Here is a 14,367-nt window from a genome sequence, read left to right on the forward strand (position 1 = left end):
ACGCAACAATGGCGTTGTGAAAAACGTTGGCGAGGCTCCGCAGGAGGAACTCGCGACCGGTGAGCGGTCCACCCGCAACCGCGTCGCGCGCTCCATCCTGGACCACGGCCCGTCGACCGTGGCCGACCTCGCCGGCCGGCTGGGGCTGACCCAGGCCGCCGTACGCCGTCATCTCGACGCACTCGTCGCCGACGACGTCGTGGAAGCACGTGAGCAGCGGGTCTACGGAGCGCGCACGCGCGGCCGCCCCGCGAAGGTGTTCGCCCTGACCGACTGCGGCCGGGACGCCTTCGACCAGTCCTACGACAAGCTCGCCGCGGACGCGCTGCGCTGGATCGCCCAGCGCGAGGGCGGGGACGAGGCCGTCGTCGCCTTCGCCCGCGACCGCATGGCCGCCCAGGCCATCGCCTACCGCAAGGTCGTCGAGGCCGCCGCGCCCGAGAACCGCGCGGAAGCCCTGGCCAAGGCCCTGAGCGCGGACGGGTACGCTGCTACGGCGCGTAGCGCACCGGTCGGTGAGCAGCTCTGCCAGCACCACTGCCCGGTCGCCCATGTCGCCGAGCAGTTCCCGCAACTGTGCGAGGCGGAGACCGAGCTCTTCTCCCAGCTGCTCGGCACCCATGTCCAGCGACTGGCCACCATCGCCCACGGCGACGGCGTGTGCACCACGTTTATCCCGAAGAATTCCAAGAACGCAGCTAACACATCTGTAAGTAACGCCGGGAGGAACCCCGCATGACGCTCCCCATCGAGGAGACCGCCCACCCCGAGCTCGAGGGTCTGGGCACCTACGAATACGGCTGGGCCGACTCCGACGTGGCCGGTGCCTCCGCCAAGCGCGGCATCAACGAGGACGTCGTCCGGGACATCTCCGGCAAGAAGAGCGAGCCGGAGTGGATGACCAAGCTCCGTCTCAAGGGCCTGCGCCTGTTCGAGAAGAAGCCCATGCCGAACTGGGGCTCCGACCTCTCCGGCATCGACTTCGACAACATCAAGTACTTCGTGCGCTCCACGGAGAAGCAGGCGGAGTCCTGGGAGGACCTGCCCGAGGACATCAAGAACACGTACGACAAGCTCGGCATCCCCGAGGCGGAGAAGCAGCGCCTCGTCGCCGGTGTCGCCGCGCAGTACGAGTCCGAGGTCGTCTACCACCAGATCCGTGAGGACCTGGAGGAGCAGGGCGTCATCTTCCTCGACACCGACACCGCGCTGAAGGAGCACCCGGAGCTCTTCAAGGAGTACTTCGGCACCGTCATCCCGGTCGGCGACAACAAGTTCGCGTCGCTGAACTCCGCGGTGTGGTCGGGCGGTTCCTTCATCTACGTGCCGAAGGGCGTGCAGGTCGAGATCCCCCTGCAGGCGTACTTCCGGATCAACACGGAGAACATGGGTCAGTTCGAGCGGACCCTGATCATCGTCGACGAGGGTGCCTACGTGCACTACGTCGAGGGCTGTACGGCGCCGATCTACAAGTCGGACTCGCTGCACTCCGCGGTCGTCGAGATCATCGTCAAGAAGAACGCCCGCTGCCGCTACACGACCATCCAGAACTGGTCGAACAACGTCTACAACCTGGTCACCAAGCGCGCCGTGGCGTACGAGGGCGCGACCATGGAGTGGATCGACGGCAACATCGGCTCCAAGGTGACGATGAAGTACCCGGCCGTCTACCTGATGGGCGAGCACGCCAAGGGCGAGACCCTCTCCATCGCCTTCGCGGGCGAGGGCCAGCACCAGGACGCCGGCTCCAAGATGGTCCACATGGCGCCGAACACGTCCTCCAACATCGTCTCCAAGTCGGTGGCGCGCGGTGGCGGTCGCACGTCCTACCGCGGTCTCGTCGAGATCGGCGAGGGCGCCCACGGCTCCAAGTCGAACGTGCTCTGCGACGCGCTGCTCGTCGACACGATCTCCCGCTCGGACACGTACCCGTACGTGGACGTCCGCGAGGACGACGTGTCCATGGGCCACGAGGCGACCGTCTCCAAGGTCTCCGAGGACCAGCTCTTCTACCTGATGAGCCGCGGTCTGACCGAGTTCGAGGCGATGGCGATGATCGTGCGCGGCTTCGTCGAGCCGATCGCCAAGGAGCTGCCGATGGAGTACGCCCTCGAACTCAACCGGCTGATCGAGCTGCAGATGGAAGGCTCGGTCGGTTAAGACCGGCCTCCTTCACAGCAGCAAGCGAATTCTGACGCAGGAAAGAGAGCAGACCGACAGCCATGGCTGAGGCTCAGAGTGCCCCCACCCTCGACTCCGCTCGTGCGGGGGGACCCCCATCGCTGGGGTCAACCACCGCCGGCGCGGTGGCAGTTGCCGCCGAGTCGACCGTCGCCACGCGCATGAGCGCGCCCCCGTCCTTCGACGTGGCGGACTTCCCGGTCCCCCACGGCCGCGAGGAGGAGTGGCGGTTCACCCCGCTGGAGCGCCTCCGCGGGCTGCACGACGGCACCGCGGTCGCCACCGGCGACGGCGTGAAGGTCGCCATCGGTACCCCCGAGGGGGTCACCGTGGAGACCGTCGGCCGTGACGACGCGCGGCTCGGCAAGGCGGGCACCCCGGTGGACCGCGTGGCCGCGCAGGCCTACTCGTCCTTCGAGAAGGCCTCGGTCGTGACCGTCCCCAAGGAGACGGTCCTGACCGAGCCGATCCGCATCGTCGTGCACGGCGAGGGCGGGGTCGCCTACGGCCACCAGGTCGTCGAACTCGGAGCCTTCGCCGAGGCCGTCGTCGTCATCGACCACACCGGTGACGCGGTCCTCGCCGCCAACGTCGACTACATCGTCGGCGACGGCGCCAAGCTGACCGTCGTCTCCGTCCAGGACTGGGACGACAAGGCCGTGCACGTCGGCCAGCACAACGCCCTGATCGGCCGGGACGCCACGTTCAAGTCGTTCGTCGTCACCTTCGGCGGCGACCTCGTACGACTGCACCCGCGCGTGGCCTACGCCGGCCCTGGCGGCGAGGCCGAGCTGTTCGGCCTGTACTTCACGGACGCCGGCCAGCACCAGGAGCACCGCCTCCTGGTCGACCACAACGTCCCGCACTGCAAGTCCAACGCCATCTACAAGGGCGCGCTGCAGGGCGAAGGCGCCCACGCGGTGTGGATCGGTGACGTGCTCATCGAGGCCACGGCCGAGGGCACCGACACGTACGAGATGAACCGCAACCTCGTGCTGACCGACGGCGCCCGCGTCGACTCCGTGCCGAACCTGGAGATCGAGACCGGCGAGATCGTCGGCGCCGGACACGCCTCCGCGACCGGCCGCTTCGACGACGAGCAGCTCTTCTACCTGATGGCCCGCGGCATCCCCGCCGACGACGCCCGCCGTCTGGTCGTCCGCGGCTTCTTCGCCGAACTGGTCCAGCAGATCGGTGTCGCCGACATCCAGGAGCGGCTGCTCGAGAAGATCGACGCCGAGCTGGAGGCGTCGGTCTGATGTCGGCCTTCGTCCGCGCCTGCGGCCTCGGCGAGCTGGAGGAGGACACCCCGAAGCGGGTGGAACTCGACGGCACGCCGGTCTCGGTCGTGAAGACCGAGGGGGAGGTGTTCGCGATCAACGACATCTGCTCGCACGCGAACGTCTCGCTCTCCGAGGGCGAGGTGGAGGACTGCCAGATCGAGTGCTGGCTGCACGGCTCCGCGTTCGACCTGCGCACCGGCAAGCCGTCCGGCCTTCCCGCCACGCGCCCCGTACCCGTTTACCCCGTAAAGATCGAAGGGGACGACGTGCTCGTCTCCCTCACCCAGGAGTCCTGAGGAACCCATGGCAACGCTTGAAATCCACGACCTGCACGTCACCGTCGAGGCCGACAACGCCACGAAGGAGATCCTCAAGGGCGTCGACCTCACCGTGAAGCAGGGCGAGACCCACGCCATCATGGGCCCGAACGGCTCCGGCAAGTCGACCCTCGCCTACTCGCTCGCGGGCCACCCGAAGTACACGATCACCGGCGGCACCGTCACGCTCGACGGCGAGGACGTCCTCGAGATGTCCGTCGACGAGCGCGCCCGCGCCGGCCTCTTCCTCGCGATGCAGTACCCGGTCGAGGTCCCCGGTGTGTCCGTCTCGAACTTCCTCCGTACGTCCGCCACCGCCGTCCGCGGCGAGGCCCCCAAGCTGCGGACGTGGGTGAAGGAGGTCAAGGAGACCATGGAGCGTCTCTCCATGGACCCCTCCTTCGCCGAGCGCAACGTGAACGAGGGCTTCTCCGGCGGTGAGAAGAAGCGCCACGAGATCCTTCAGCTGGAGCTGCTCAAGCCGAAGATCGCGATCCTCGACGAGACCGACTCCGGCCTGGACGTCGACGCCCTGCGCGTCGTCTCCGAGGGCGTCAACCGCGTCCGCGAGACCGGTGAGGTCGGCACCCTGCTGATCACGCACTACACGCGCATCCTGCGCTACATCAAGCCCGACTTCGTGCACGTCTTCTCCGGCGGCAAGATCGTCGAGTCCGGCGGCGCCGAGCTCGCCGACAAGCTGGAGAACGAGGGCTACGAGGCCTACACCACGAAGGGTGGCGTATCCGCGTGACACAGTTGCCGGGCCTCCTCGACACCGAGGCGATCCGCAAGGACTTCCCCATCCTGGACCGCACGGTTCACGACGGCAGGAAGCTCGTGTACCTGGACAACGCGGCGACCTCGCAGAAGCCGCGTCAGGTGCTCGACGCCCTGAACGAGTACTACGAGCGCTACAACGCCAACGTCCACCGCGGTGTGCATGTGCTCGCCGAGGAGGCCACGGCGCTGTACGAGGGCGCGCGCGACAAGGTCGCGGCGTTCATCAACGCGCCCAGCCGCGACGAGGTGATCTTCACCAAGAACGCCTCCGAGTCGCTCAACCTCGTGGCGAACATGCTGGGTTGGGCCGACGAGCCCTACCGCGTGGACCACGAGACCGAGATCGTCATCACGGAGATGGAGCACCACTCCAACATCGTGCCGTGGCAGCTGCTCTCGCAGCGCACGGGCGCGAAGCTGAAGTGGTTCGGCCTCACCGACGACGGCCGCCTCGACCTCTCGAACATCGACGAGATCATCACGGAGAAGACGAAGATCGTCTCCTTCGTCCTGGTGTCGAACATCCTCGGCACGGTCAACCCGGTCGAGAAGATCGTGCGCCGCGCGCAGGAGGTCGGGGCCCTGGTCCTGATCGACGCCTCGCAGGCCGCGCCGCACATGCCGCTGGACGTACAGGCCCTCCAGGCCGACTTCGTGGCCTTCACCGGTCACAAGATGTGCGGCCCGACCGGCATCGGCGTCCTCTGGGGCCGCCAGGAGCTGCTCGAAGACCTGCCCCCGTTCCTGGGCGGCGGCGAGATGATCGAGACCGTGTCGATGCACTCGTCGACGTACGCTCCCGCGCCGCACAAGTTCGAGGCGGGCACCCCGCCGATCGCCCAGGCGGTCGGTCTGGGCGCGGCGATCGACTACCTGTCGGCGATCGGCATGGACAAGATCCTCGCCCATGAGCACGCGCTGACCGAGTACGCGGTGAAGCGCCTGCTGGACGTCCCCGACCTGAAGATCATCGGCCCCACCACGGCCGAGGACCGGGGCGCGGCGATCTCGTTCACGCTGGGCGACATCCACCCGCACGACGTGGGCCAGGTGCTGGACGAGGAAGGCATCGCGGTCCGGGTCGGCCACCACTGCGCCCGCCCGGTCTGCCTGCGCTACGGAATTCCTGCGACCACGCGAGCGTCGTTCTATCTGTACTCCACGCCGGCCGAGATCGACGCACTGGTCGACGGCTTGGAGCACGTACGGAACTTCTTCGGCTGAGGGACGTGAACTGAGACCGTGAAGCTGGATTCGATGTACCAGGAAGTCATCCTGGACCACTACAAGCACCCGCACGGCCGGGGCTTGCGGGATGGCGACGCCGAGGTGCACCACGTCAACCCGACGTGCGGCGACGAGATCACGCTGCGCGTGAAGTACGACGGCGAGCAGATCACGGACATCTCCTACGAGGGCCAGGGCTGCTCGATCAGCCAGGCCTCGGCCTCCGTACTGAACGACCTCCTCGTCGGCAAGGAGCTGTCCGAGGCGCAGAAGATCCAGGAGACCTTCCTGGAGCTGATGCAGTCCAAGGGCAGGATCGAGCCCGACGACGCGATGGAGGAGGTGCTGGAGGACGCGATCGCGTTCGCCGGTGTCTCCAAGTACCCGGCACGGGTGAAGTGCGCCCTCCTCAGCTGGATGGCGTGGAAGGACGCGACGGCCCAGGCCCTGGGCGGAGCCGACTCCGACGCGGAAAGGAAGACGGCATGAGTGACACCGAGACCATGGAGATCAAGCCCGCCTCCGAGGAGGAGGTCCGCGAGGCCCTCCTCGACGTGGTCGACCCCGAACTGGGCATCGACGTCGTCAACCTTGGGCTGATCTACGGCGTCCACATCGACGACGCCAACATCGCCACCATCGACATGACCCTGACGTCGGCGGCCTGCCCGCTGACCGACGTCATCGAGGACCAGGCCAAGTCCGCGACGGACGGCCTCGTCAACGAACTCCGCATCAACTGGGTGTGGATGCCGCCGTGGGGCCCGGACAAGATCACGGACGACGGCCGGGATCAGCTGCGGGCGCTGGGGTTCAACGTCTGAGTCGGAGCTGTCCGATGCACCGGAAACGGCCATACCTTCGGGGTATGGCCGTTTCTTTGCATCACATCGTCGTCGACACCTACGACCTTTCCGTGCTCGCCCGCTTCTGGTGCGGGGTGCTCGACTGGCGGGTGCTCTCCGAGAAACCGCGTGAAGTGGTCATCGGGCCAGGGGAGTTCGCGGAGACCGGCATCTGCTTCATGCCGGTGAGTGAGCCGAAGACCGTCAAGAACCGGCTGCACTTCGACCTCGCCCCCGACGACCAGGAGGCCGAGGTCGAGCGGATCCTCGCGCTGGGCGCGCAGCGGGTCGATGTCGGGCAGGGCGAGGCCGTGGGCTGGGTGGTCCTCGCCGACCCCGAGGGGAACGAGTTCTGCGTACTGCGGCCCAAGGCCTCGCTCATCGCCTTTCGCGACGCGCCTCGTCTTCCCTGACGCCTCCGCCTAGTTGAGCCCCGCCACCAACCGGAACGCCGAGTCAGACCGGTACAGGGTGCTGTCCTGGTAGCGGTCCAGCCTCAGTTGGAAGTTCTGGTGGCGGAGGAAGCGGCCCGGGTAGTTGACCGACTCCAGCATCACCGCGCCGGAGTAGGGCGACGGGCGGGGGCAGAAGGTGGCGTCCTGTTTGAAGAGGGGGGAGCCGTCGTTGCGTTCCGCGCGGAGGATGAAGTTGCGGTGGCGGAGGTAGCTGCCGTTGGCCGTCGTGAAGGAGTAACAGGAGCTGTCCGCAAGGCCCTTGACCACTTTGAAGGTGGAAGCGCTGCGGGCCGAGGCGGAGTTGGCCGGGTTGAGCTTGACGAAGTCGCCGCTCACCTGCCAGTAGCGGTCCGGGTAGTTGACCGAGCGGACCGACTTCCAGGCGGTGGAGGACGAGGACCCCGACGAGCCCGATGAGCCCGACGATCCGGATGAACTCCCGTGGGACGACGCCGACTTGGACGGGGACGGCGCCTTCGTGGAGGGCGTCGAGCCGTGTCCCGCGGCGGCGGTCGACGTGGTGGTGCCGGGCGTCTTCGCCGAGCCCGAGCCCGAGCCCGAGCCCGAGCCCGAGTTCGACGTGTGCTCGTCGGGCGCCGGTGTGCCCTGCTTCGACGGGGACGCGTACGAGAGCAGGCCGGGGCCGTCCGCACCGGCCGACGTGGTCGGGTCCGCCTTCTTCGTGCGTGACGTGTCGTCAGTCTGCTTGTCCGTCACGACGATTGCCGTGACGCACACGACGATCGTGGTGACGGCGAGCGCCCCGGCCAGATAGAGCCGGCGGGTTCCGGGGGCCCGTGAGGTGTCAGGGGTCCAGCCGTTCTCCCAGGGGGAGTTGGGGGAGGGCGGGGGTGAACTGTCTGGCATGCGCTGTTCCTCCAGCGGCGCCCATGGCGACGGCCGTGACCGTGAAAGCCAGGTGTGTGAACGGTGAAACAGTAGTGGAGCGAGAGGTGTCCGAGCAGCCGTTTCAGTGAGCGGTTTCTATCGGATTCCGTTATGTACACTCGTACACATGGGATTCCTGATGCTCCTCACGGCGATCGCCGCGGAGGTGGGCGGCACCACCGCCATGAAGTTCAGCCACGGCTTCAGCCGGCTGTGGCCCTCGGTTCTCACGGTCCTCGGATACGTGCTCTCCTTCGCGCTGCTCGCGCAGACGCTGAAGTCCATGTCGGTCGGTACGGCCTACGCGATCTGGGCGGGCCTCGGCACCGCCGCCATCGTGGGGATCGGGACGGTGTTCCTCGGCGAGGGCATGACCCTCGCGAAGGCCACAGGCATCGCGCTGATCATCGTCGGGGTCGTGGTCCTCAACCTGGGCGGCGCGCACTGATGGCCAAGGGAGGCATGCGCTGATGGCCGGGGGAGGCACGTACTGATGGCCCGGCGCTACGACCCCGAGCGGCGGCAGCGGATCATCGACGCGGCGATCCGGGTGGTCGGGGAGAAGGGCATCGCGGGACTGAGTCACCGTTCCGTCGCCGCCGAGGCCGATGTCCCGCTCGGCTCGACGACGTACCACTTCGCGACCCTCGACGAGCTGATGGTCGCGGCCCTGCGCCAGGCCAACGAGGCCTTCGCCAAGGTGATCGCCTCGCGGGGCGGTCTCGAGGACCCGCGGACCGACCTGGCCGGGGAGCTGGCGGGCTGGATGGGGGAGTGGCTCGCGGGCGACCGCACGGGGGTCGAGCTGGAGTACGAGCTGTACCTCGCCGCCCTGCGCCGCCCCGCCCTGCGACCCGTCGCCGACGAGTGGGCCCGTGACCTCGCCGACCAACTCGCCCGCCGCACCGACCCGGTGACCGCGCGGGCGCTCGTCGCGCTGATCGACGGGATCTGTCTGCAGGTGCTGTTGACGGGCGCGGCGTACGACGAGGGGTATGCGCGCGAGGTGTTGGGGCGGGTGATTCCGCGGCCCGCGGAGGACTGAAGCGCTTGCCCGACCCGAGCCCTCCGCTCCCGTGAACTCTTCGGCCCCCACCGGGCAACAGGAGGCGGCAGGACGGTATTCGGTGTTGATGAATCGGGGGAAGTTTCGTGAGCGGACCACCGCCGGGCGCGGCCCGTGACGGCGACGACGCGGAGGTCGTCGCCCGGTCCTTGGAGCAGCCGGAGGCGTTCGCCCTGCTCTACGACCGGTACGCGGCCGACATCCACCGGTACGCGGCACGGCGGTTGGGCGACGGCGCGGCCGACGACATCACCGCCGACACGTTCCTCACGGCGTTCCGCGTCCGATCGCGTTACGACCTGACGCGGGCCAATGCGCGCCCCTGGCTCTACGGCATCGCGGGCAACCTCATCGGCAGACAGCGCCGTACCGAGGTGCGGGCGCTCAGGGCGCTGGCCCGCACCGGGCATGACCCCGTCGCCGCGTCCTGGGGGGACTCCTGGGTCGAGGAGACGGACAGCCGGATCTCCGCGCAGGGTCCGCTCGCCGGTGCCCTCGCCGCGCTCTCTGCGGGTGACCGGAACGTGCTGCTGCTCGTCGCCTGGGCCGATCTCACCTATCAGGAGGTCGCCGAGGCGCTGGACATCCCGGTCGGCACGGTCCGGTCCCGGCTCAACAGGGCGCGGCGCAAGGTGCGTTCGGCACTGGGCGCCGATCCCGCATTCGTGCACGACGCGGCGGAGGTGGCGTAGCGATGGACGAGATGACGCGGGTGCGCGAGCTGCGCGCCGGAGCGCCGGTGCCCGACCGCGGACGGCTCGCGGTGGGACGTACGCGGCTGACCGAGGCGGCACGGGCCGGGGGGCGGAACCAAGTGCTGTGGCGGCGGCGGGAGTTCGTGATCGTCGCGGTCGTGGCGGCGGTCACCGCGGTGGCCGTCACCGTGACCGTACTGCTGGGCGGCACCGCGCCCGGCAGCCGCAAGGTGGAGCCCGCGCGCACGCCCGACGCGAGCCTGAAGGGGCTCAGCGCGGCCCAACTCCTGCAGCGGGCGGCTGACTTGGTCGAGACCGAGCGGGACGTGACCGTACCGAGGACCGATCAGTGGATCTACACCCTGCAGATGTCGGAGGCGTCCACGGCGGCGGTGACCGAGATGCCGAGCTGGATCCGCTACGACGGCACCGCGGCGGCGTCCGAGGGCATCGCTCCCAAGGGGCAGCGCCCCCAACTCATCGTCACCCCCATGCACTTGGAGAACGGCGGGGAGGGCGACGACCGTTCGCCGCGCGAGATGTACCGGGTCCTGACGGCGCTGCCCGCCGGCGGTGAGCAGACCGTGAAGTTCCTCCGGCACGAGAACGCCGTCGCCGACCAGAAGGGGCGTACCCAGGCCCAGTCGGACTACACCGAGATCAGCGTCCTCCTGACCGCCCACTTGATGACGTCCAAGGGGCTGGCCTCGCTCTACCGCGCCCTCGCGACCCTGCCCGGCGGCCAGGTCGCCGACCATCTGGTGAAGGACGCCTCGGGGCGCCGGGTGATCGCGCTGAGCTATGTCAGGAGCGGCACGCTCAAGGCCGGGGCGGCGGATCAGTGGCTGCTCGACCCGCAGACCTACCGGATCGTGGGGATGCGGATGCTCATGGACGGGAAGGCCGTCGGCGGCAGTTCGACGGCGGCGTGGGCGGTGGTGGACAAGGCCGGCGAACGCGGCTGAGCCGGAAGCACCGCCGACCGTGCGTGCCCCGCGCGGTCGGCACCCCTTCCGCCGTCCTGCGAGCCCGTGCGTGTCGTTCCCTGAGACGCCCCGTGGACGAGTTGGTCCCGGCCGCCCCCGCCAGGTTAGGTTTCCCTCATGACCGACACGACCGCACCTCGCACCACCGGCGCCGTTGCCGCCGGCCTCGCCACCGTCGCCGCCGACGGGACCGTACTCGACACCTGGTTCCCCGCGCCCGAACTGTCCGCCGAACCCGGGCCCGCCGGTACGGAGAGCCTGTCCGCCGAGCGTGCCGTGGAGCTGCTCGGCGAGGGTGCGGCCAAGGCGATCGGCCCGGACGTCCGCCGGGGCGTCGAGGTGATCGCGGTCCGCACGGTCATCGCCTCCCTCGACGACAAGCCGCTCGACGCGCACGACGTCTACCTGCGCCTGCACCTCCTCTCGCACCGCCTGGTCAAGCCGCACGGCCAGAGCCTGGACGGCATGTTCGGCTTCCTCGCCAACGTCGCCTGGACCTCGCTCGGCCCGGTCGCCGTGGACGACGTCGAGAAGGTCCGGCTGAACGCGCGCGCCGAGGGCCTGCACCTCCAGGTGACGTCGATCGACAAGTTCCCGCGCATGACGGACTACGTCGCCCCGAAGGGCGTCCGCATCGCCGACGCCGACCGGGTCCGCCTGGGCGCGCACCTCGCCGAGGGCACGACCGTCATGCACGAGGGCTTCGTCAACTTCAACGCCGGCACGCTCGGCACGTCGATGGTCGAGGGTCGGATCTCCGCCGGTGTCGTGGTCGGCGACGGCTCGGACATCGGCGGCGGCGCGTCCACGATGGGCACGCTGTCCGGCGGCGGCAACGTCCGCATCACCATCGGCGAGCGCTGCCTGGTCGGCGCCGAGGCGGGCGTCGGGATCGCGCTCGGCGACGAGTGCGTCGTCGAGGCCGGTCTCTACGTCACCGCCGGCACCCGTGTCACGATGCCCGACGGCCAGATCGTCAAGGCCCGCGAACTCTCCGGCGCCTCCAACATCCTCTTCCGCCGCAACTCGGTCACCGGCACGGTCGAGGCCCGCCCGAACAACGCGGTCTGGGGCGGCCTGAACGAGATCCTGCACAGCCACAACTAGCGGCTCGGGTATGTGAGTTGAGCGCCTTCCCGTTCCCTGGGGAGGCGCTCGACCCATATCGGCCCTCATGCCCGCACGGCCGCCGCGAACTCCGCCAGCGCCGCGAAGTCCCCCTCACGCAGGCCGAGTCGGGGATTCACGTGGCGCAGCAGGGCGGGGCCGGGATGGCGGGCGGTCACGAACACCCCGTCGGGCGCGCTCTGTTCGTCGTCGACCCAGGCGAACGGCCGCCCCTCGGCGTACGCCACGATCGTCTCCGTCTTCCAGTGGACCCCGTCGGGCCGCTCGCCGAACAGCCGGTCGCCGAAGTCGACGTAGGGCAGCTCGGGCAGGCCGACGACGGGGCCGATCCAGCGGTTGGCGGCGGCCATCCACGTGGTCGCCCAGCACAGGTCGTAGCCGAGGCCGAGGAGTGCCGAGCCGTGCGCGGGGTTCAGCCAGACCCGTAGGGGACGGGGGCGGTCGGGCACGGTGACGCGGATGGTTGTGTAGCCCTCGGGGCGGCGTTCCGGCTGTGCGGCGTACGGGTTGAGGGGGCCGTCGACGTCGAGGAACAGCAGGGGGCGGCGGCTCATGCGGCCACCGTAGGGGAGTGGTCGGGTGAGGCGGGTGGAATTTTCTCGGGGCGGCAGGCATAGCGGGCGGTGTCCGCACGCGTCACAGGGGACACAGGGGGCGGGGCATCGTGTGCCGTCGGGGAAGTGAGTGAAGGTGACGATGGATGCCGAAGGGCTGGAAGGTTTCCGGGACTTCGTGGACAACAGGTCGTCGGCGCTGCTGAGGACCGCCGTGCTGCTCAGCGGGGGAGACCGGTACGCCGGTGAGGATCTGCTGCAGACCGCGCTGGCCAAGGCGGCCGGGCGCTGGGAGCGGATCGACGAACCCGAGGCGTACGTACGGCAGATCCTCTACCGGCAGCAGGTCAGCCGGTGGCGGCTGAAGTGGCGAAGACGCGAACTGACCGTCGCCGAACCGCCGGAGACCGGTGCGGATGCGGACACCTCGTCCGCCGCCGAGCTGCGCGTCGTGATGCGCGAGGCGCTGTCCCGGCTCACCGCCCGCCAGCGCACCGTCCTCGTGCTGCGCTACTTCGAGGACCTGCCGGAGGCCGACGTCGCCCGGCTGCTGGGCTGTTCCGTCGGCACGGTGCGGTCCACCACCCACCGTTCCCTGGCCCGACTGCGCGTCCTCGCACCGGAGTTGGCCGCCCTGGGCCCGGCCGACGCCGAGCTCGGGTCCTCCCGTGACCACTCGCCCGTGGAGGTGCGCCCGTGAACGTCGACGATCTCCTGCGCGACACGTTGCGCGAACAGGCCGCCGAACAGCCCCCGGCGGGACCGGGGTTCGCCGACTGGGTGCTCGCCGTACGGCGCCGCCGCCGTACCCGACAGCTCGTGGCCGCCGTCGTCGCTACGGTCGCCGTGGTCGCCGTCGCGGTGGGTGTGCCGCAGCTCTACTCGGGGAGGAGCGACGTCCGTCCGTCGGGTGTCGTGGACCGCGGGAACACGAGCGCCCACCCGGGCCAGTCGCCGCCGCGCGAGCTGATCGCCGCCGGGCGGACGGCACTTGCCGCCTATTACATCCCGACCAAGGTCACGGTGTCGGCCAGGGAGTCCGTCTCCGAGCGCACCTACTGGCTGTTCGACCGGAAGACCGGCACCTATGTGAAGGCCCCCAAGTGGTCGGTCGTCACCGTCGCCCCGGGCATGAAGACCGCCGCCGTCCTGGAACGGACCCTGCCCGCCTCCCGGATCGGCCTCCTCGACCTGGCCACCGGCGAGGTGAAGCGGTGGATCCAGGTCAGTCACAAGGTCGGTGGTCTGTCGTTCTCGGACGACGGCCGGAAGCTGGTCGCGACGACCTACACCCACAACCCCGACGCGGAGTTCCATCCGGCGGACCCCAACGTCGGGGAGCCCGACGTACCGTCGAGCCGCACCGGTTTCTACGTCCTCGACGTGGCCTCCGGCAAGGGCTCCTGGGCCGGGGTCACGATCGGCGGCCAGCGGGCGGACGGCCTGACCACCCTCGTCAACTACCGCCAGGACTTCGCCCTCACCCGCGACGGCAGGTACATCTGGGCCGGCCTCCCCTCCGACGAGGTCGACAAGCTGTTCTACGACTTCACGGGCGCCGAGGTCCCCGCCCCGGAGGACGGCAGCAAGTACCTGGTCTGGTTCGTCGACGCGGGGCTGTCCCCGGACGGCGAGCACGTCGCCGGTGACTTCGCGGGGCAGACGTGGACCACCTCGTCGTACGTCATCGACTCCGCCACCGGCGAGAAGAGCGAGGTCCGGGGGCAGCAACTGCTCGCCTGGGCCGACGACAGGTCGCTCATCGCCTGGGACATCGGGAAGGGGGATTCGGGGGCGGGGAAGAGCGAGTTCCACGCGCGGCTCGTGCTGGTCACCATCGGCAGCGACAAGGAAGTACCGCTGAGCGGCTTCCTGGGGGGCAGCACGGACGTCAGCGCCGGACGGTGGCAGCCCGTCTTCGCCACGCGCTGACCGACCGGCGCCGACTTGGCGCCGGCC

At 69.4% G+C, this 14,367-nt stretch carries 18 protein-coding genes; 16 read left to right on the top strand and 2 right to left on the bottom strand.

The annotated features are described in order from the left end of the window. Nucleotides 1–16 precede the first annotated feature (16 nt). The 9 genes from OO69_RS25665 to OO69_RS25705 all read left to right on the top strand — a co-directional run bounded on the left by OO69_RS25665 (nt 17) and on the right by OO69_RS25705 (nt 7,049). A complete protein-coding gene (locus OO69_RS25665; RefSeq protein ID WP_033283133.1) occupies nt 17–739 on the top strand; it encodes a helix-turn-helix transcriptional regulator in 723 nt (240 codons plus the stop codon). Beyond that, nucleotides 736–2,160 carry a Fe-S cluster assembly protein SufB gene (gene sufB / locus OO69_RS25670; RefSeq protein ID WP_033283134.1) on the top strand — a complete coding sequence of 475 codons (1,425 nt, stop codon included), beginning with the start codon at nt 736–738 and terminating at the stop codon, nt 2,158–2,160. Before OO69_RS25665 ends, sufB begins: the two co-directional genes overlap by 4 nt. A gap of 62 nt (nt 2,161–2,222) precedes the next feature. Next, complete coding sequence (sufD, locus tag OO69_RS25675; RefSeq protein ID WP_033283135.1) at nt 2,223–3,440, top strand: Fe-S cluster assembly protein SufD; 1,218 nt, start codon at nt 2,223–2,225, stop codon at nt 3,438–3,440. Beyond that, on the top strand, nt 3,440–3,760 hold the full coding sequence (locus tag OO69_RS25680; RefSeq protein ID WP_033283136.1) for a non-heme iron oxygenase ferredoxin subunit: 321 nt from the start codon (nt 3,440–3,442) through the stop codon (nt 3,758–3,760). The genes sufD and OO69_RS25680 overlap by 1 nt, the downstream gene beginning before the upstream one ends. A gap of 7 nt (nt 3,761–3,767) precedes the next feature. Further along, nucleotides 3,768–4,535: a Fe-S cluster assembly ATPase SufC gene (sufC, locus tag OO69_RS25685; RefSeq protein ID WP_033283137.1), complete on the top strand. Its 768-nt coding sequence runs from the start codon at nt 3,768–3,770 to the stop codon at nt 4,533–4,535. Then, nucleotides 4,532–5,788 carry a cysteine desulfurase gene (locus tag OO69_RS25690; RefSeq protein ID WP_019067542.1) on the top strand — a complete coding sequence of 419 codons (1,257 nt, stop codon included), beginning with the start codon at nt 4,532–4,534 and terminating at the stop codon, nt 5,786–5,788. The genes sufC and OO69_RS25690 overlap by 4 nt, the downstream gene beginning before the upstream one ends. An 18-nt stretch (nt 5,789–5,806) precedes the next feature. After that, nucleotides 5,807–6,280 carry a Fe-S cluster assembly sulfur transfer protein SufU gene (gene sufU / locus OO69_RS25695; RefSeq protein WP_019060534.1) on the top strand — a complete coding sequence of 158 codons (474 nt, stop codon included), beginning with the start codon at nt 5,807–5,809 and terminating at the stop codon, nt 6,278–6,280. Further along, the gene (locus tag OO69_RS25700; RefSeq protein ID WP_019060535.1) at nt 6,277–6,615 is read left to right on the top strand and encodes a metal-sulfur cluster assembly factor; all 339 of its coding nucleotides are present in this window, start codon (nt 6,277–6,279) and stop codon (nt 6,613–6,615) included. The genes sufU and OO69_RS25700 overlap by 4 nt, the downstream gene beginning before the upstream one ends. Nucleotides 6,616–6,659: 44 nt before the next feature. Then, nucleotides 6,660–7,049, top strand: coding sequence for a VOC family protein (locus OO69_RS25705; RefSeq protein ID WP_033283138.1), 390 nt, complete (start codon nt 6,660–6,662; stop codon nt 7,047–7,049). A 9-nt stretch (nt 7,050–7,058) separates the two neighbouring features. Here OO69_RS25705 and OO69_RS25710 read toward each other — a convergent pair whose 3' ends face one another. After that, nucleotides 7,059–7,958 (bottom strand): AbfB domain-containing protein, encoded by a 900-nt coding sequence (locus OO69_RS25710; RefSeq protein WP_033283139.1) that lies wholly within the window; start codon nt 7,956–7,958, stop codon nt 7,059–7,061. Between the two features lie 148 nt (nt 7,959–8,106). Here OO69_RS25710 and OO69_RS25715 point away from each other — a divergent pair, with 148 nt between their 5' ends. The 5 genes from OO69_RS25715 (at nt 8,107) to dapD (ending at nt 11,833) form a co-directional block, all read left to right on the top strand. Then, complete coding sequence (locus tag OO69_RS25715; protein ID WP_033283140.1) at nt 8,107–8,427, top strand: DMT family transporter; 321 nt, start codon at nt 8,107–8,109, stop codon at nt 8,425–8,427. A 45-nt stretch (nt 8,428–8,472) separates the two neighbouring features. Then, nucleotides 8,473–9,024: a TetR/AcrR family transcriptional regulator gene (locus tag OO69_RS25720; protein ID WP_033283141.1), complete on the top strand. Its 552-nt coding sequence runs from the start codon at nt 8,473–8,475 to the stop codon at nt 9,022–9,024. Nucleotides 9,025–9,131: 107 nt separating this feature from the next. Continuing rightward, on the top strand, nt 9,132–9,737 hold the full coding sequence (locus OO69_RS25725) for an RNA polymerase sigma factor (protein WP_033283142.1): 606 nt from the start codon (nt 9,132–9,134) through the stop codon (nt 9,735–9,737). Between the two features lie 2 nt (nt 9,738–9,739). Next, the gene (locus OO69_RS25730) at nt 9,740–10,705 is read left to right on the top strand and encodes a CU044_5270 family protein (RefSeq protein ID WP_033283143.1); all 966 of its coding nucleotides are present in this window, start codon (nt 9,740–9,742) and stop codon (nt 10,703–10,705) included. A gap of 138 nt (nt 10,706–10,843) precedes the next feature. Further along, entirely contained in the window at nt 10,844–11,833 is a 990-nt protein-coding gene (gene dapD / locus OO69_RS25735) for a 2,3,4,5-tetrahydropyridine-2,6-dicarboxylate N-succinyltransferase (protein WP_033283144.1), read from the top strand. Between the two features lie 65 nt (nt 11,834–11,898). On the opposite strand, the gene OO69_RS25740 is transcribed toward dapD, so the two are convergent. Then, entirely contained in the window at nt 11,899–12,408 is a 510-nt protein-coding gene (locus tag OO69_RS25740) for a hypothetical protein (RefSeq protein ID WP_033283145.1), read from the bottom strand. Nucleotides 12,409–12,550: 142 nt separating this feature from the next. Between OO69_RS25740 and OO69_RS25745 the strand changes: the two genes are divergently transcribed. Together OO69_RS25745 and OO69_RS25750 are read left to right on the top strand one after the other, a co-directional pair. Continuing rightward, nucleotides 12,551–13,108: a SigE family RNA polymerase sigma factor gene (locus tag OO69_RS25745; protein WP_033283221.1), complete on the top strand. Its 558-nt coding sequence runs from the start codon at nt 12,551–12,553 to the stop codon at nt 13,106–13,108. Continuing rightward, nucleotides 13,105–14,340 carry a hypothetical protein gene (locus OO69_RS25750; protein ID WP_033283146.1) on the top strand — a complete coding sequence of 412 codons (1,236 nt, stop codon included), beginning with the start codon at nt 13,105–13,107 and terminating at the stop codon, nt 14,338–14,340. Before OO69_RS25745 ends, OO69_RS25750 begins: the two co-directional genes overlap by 4 nt. Nucleotides 14,341–14,367 lie beyond the last annotated feature (27 nt).

This window comes from Streptomyces sp. NRRL F-525, from assembly GCF_000716605.1.
In the GTDB taxonomy this organism is placed as follows: domain Bacteria; phylum Actinomycetota; class Actinomycetes; order Streptomycetales; family Streptomycetaceae; genus Streptomyces.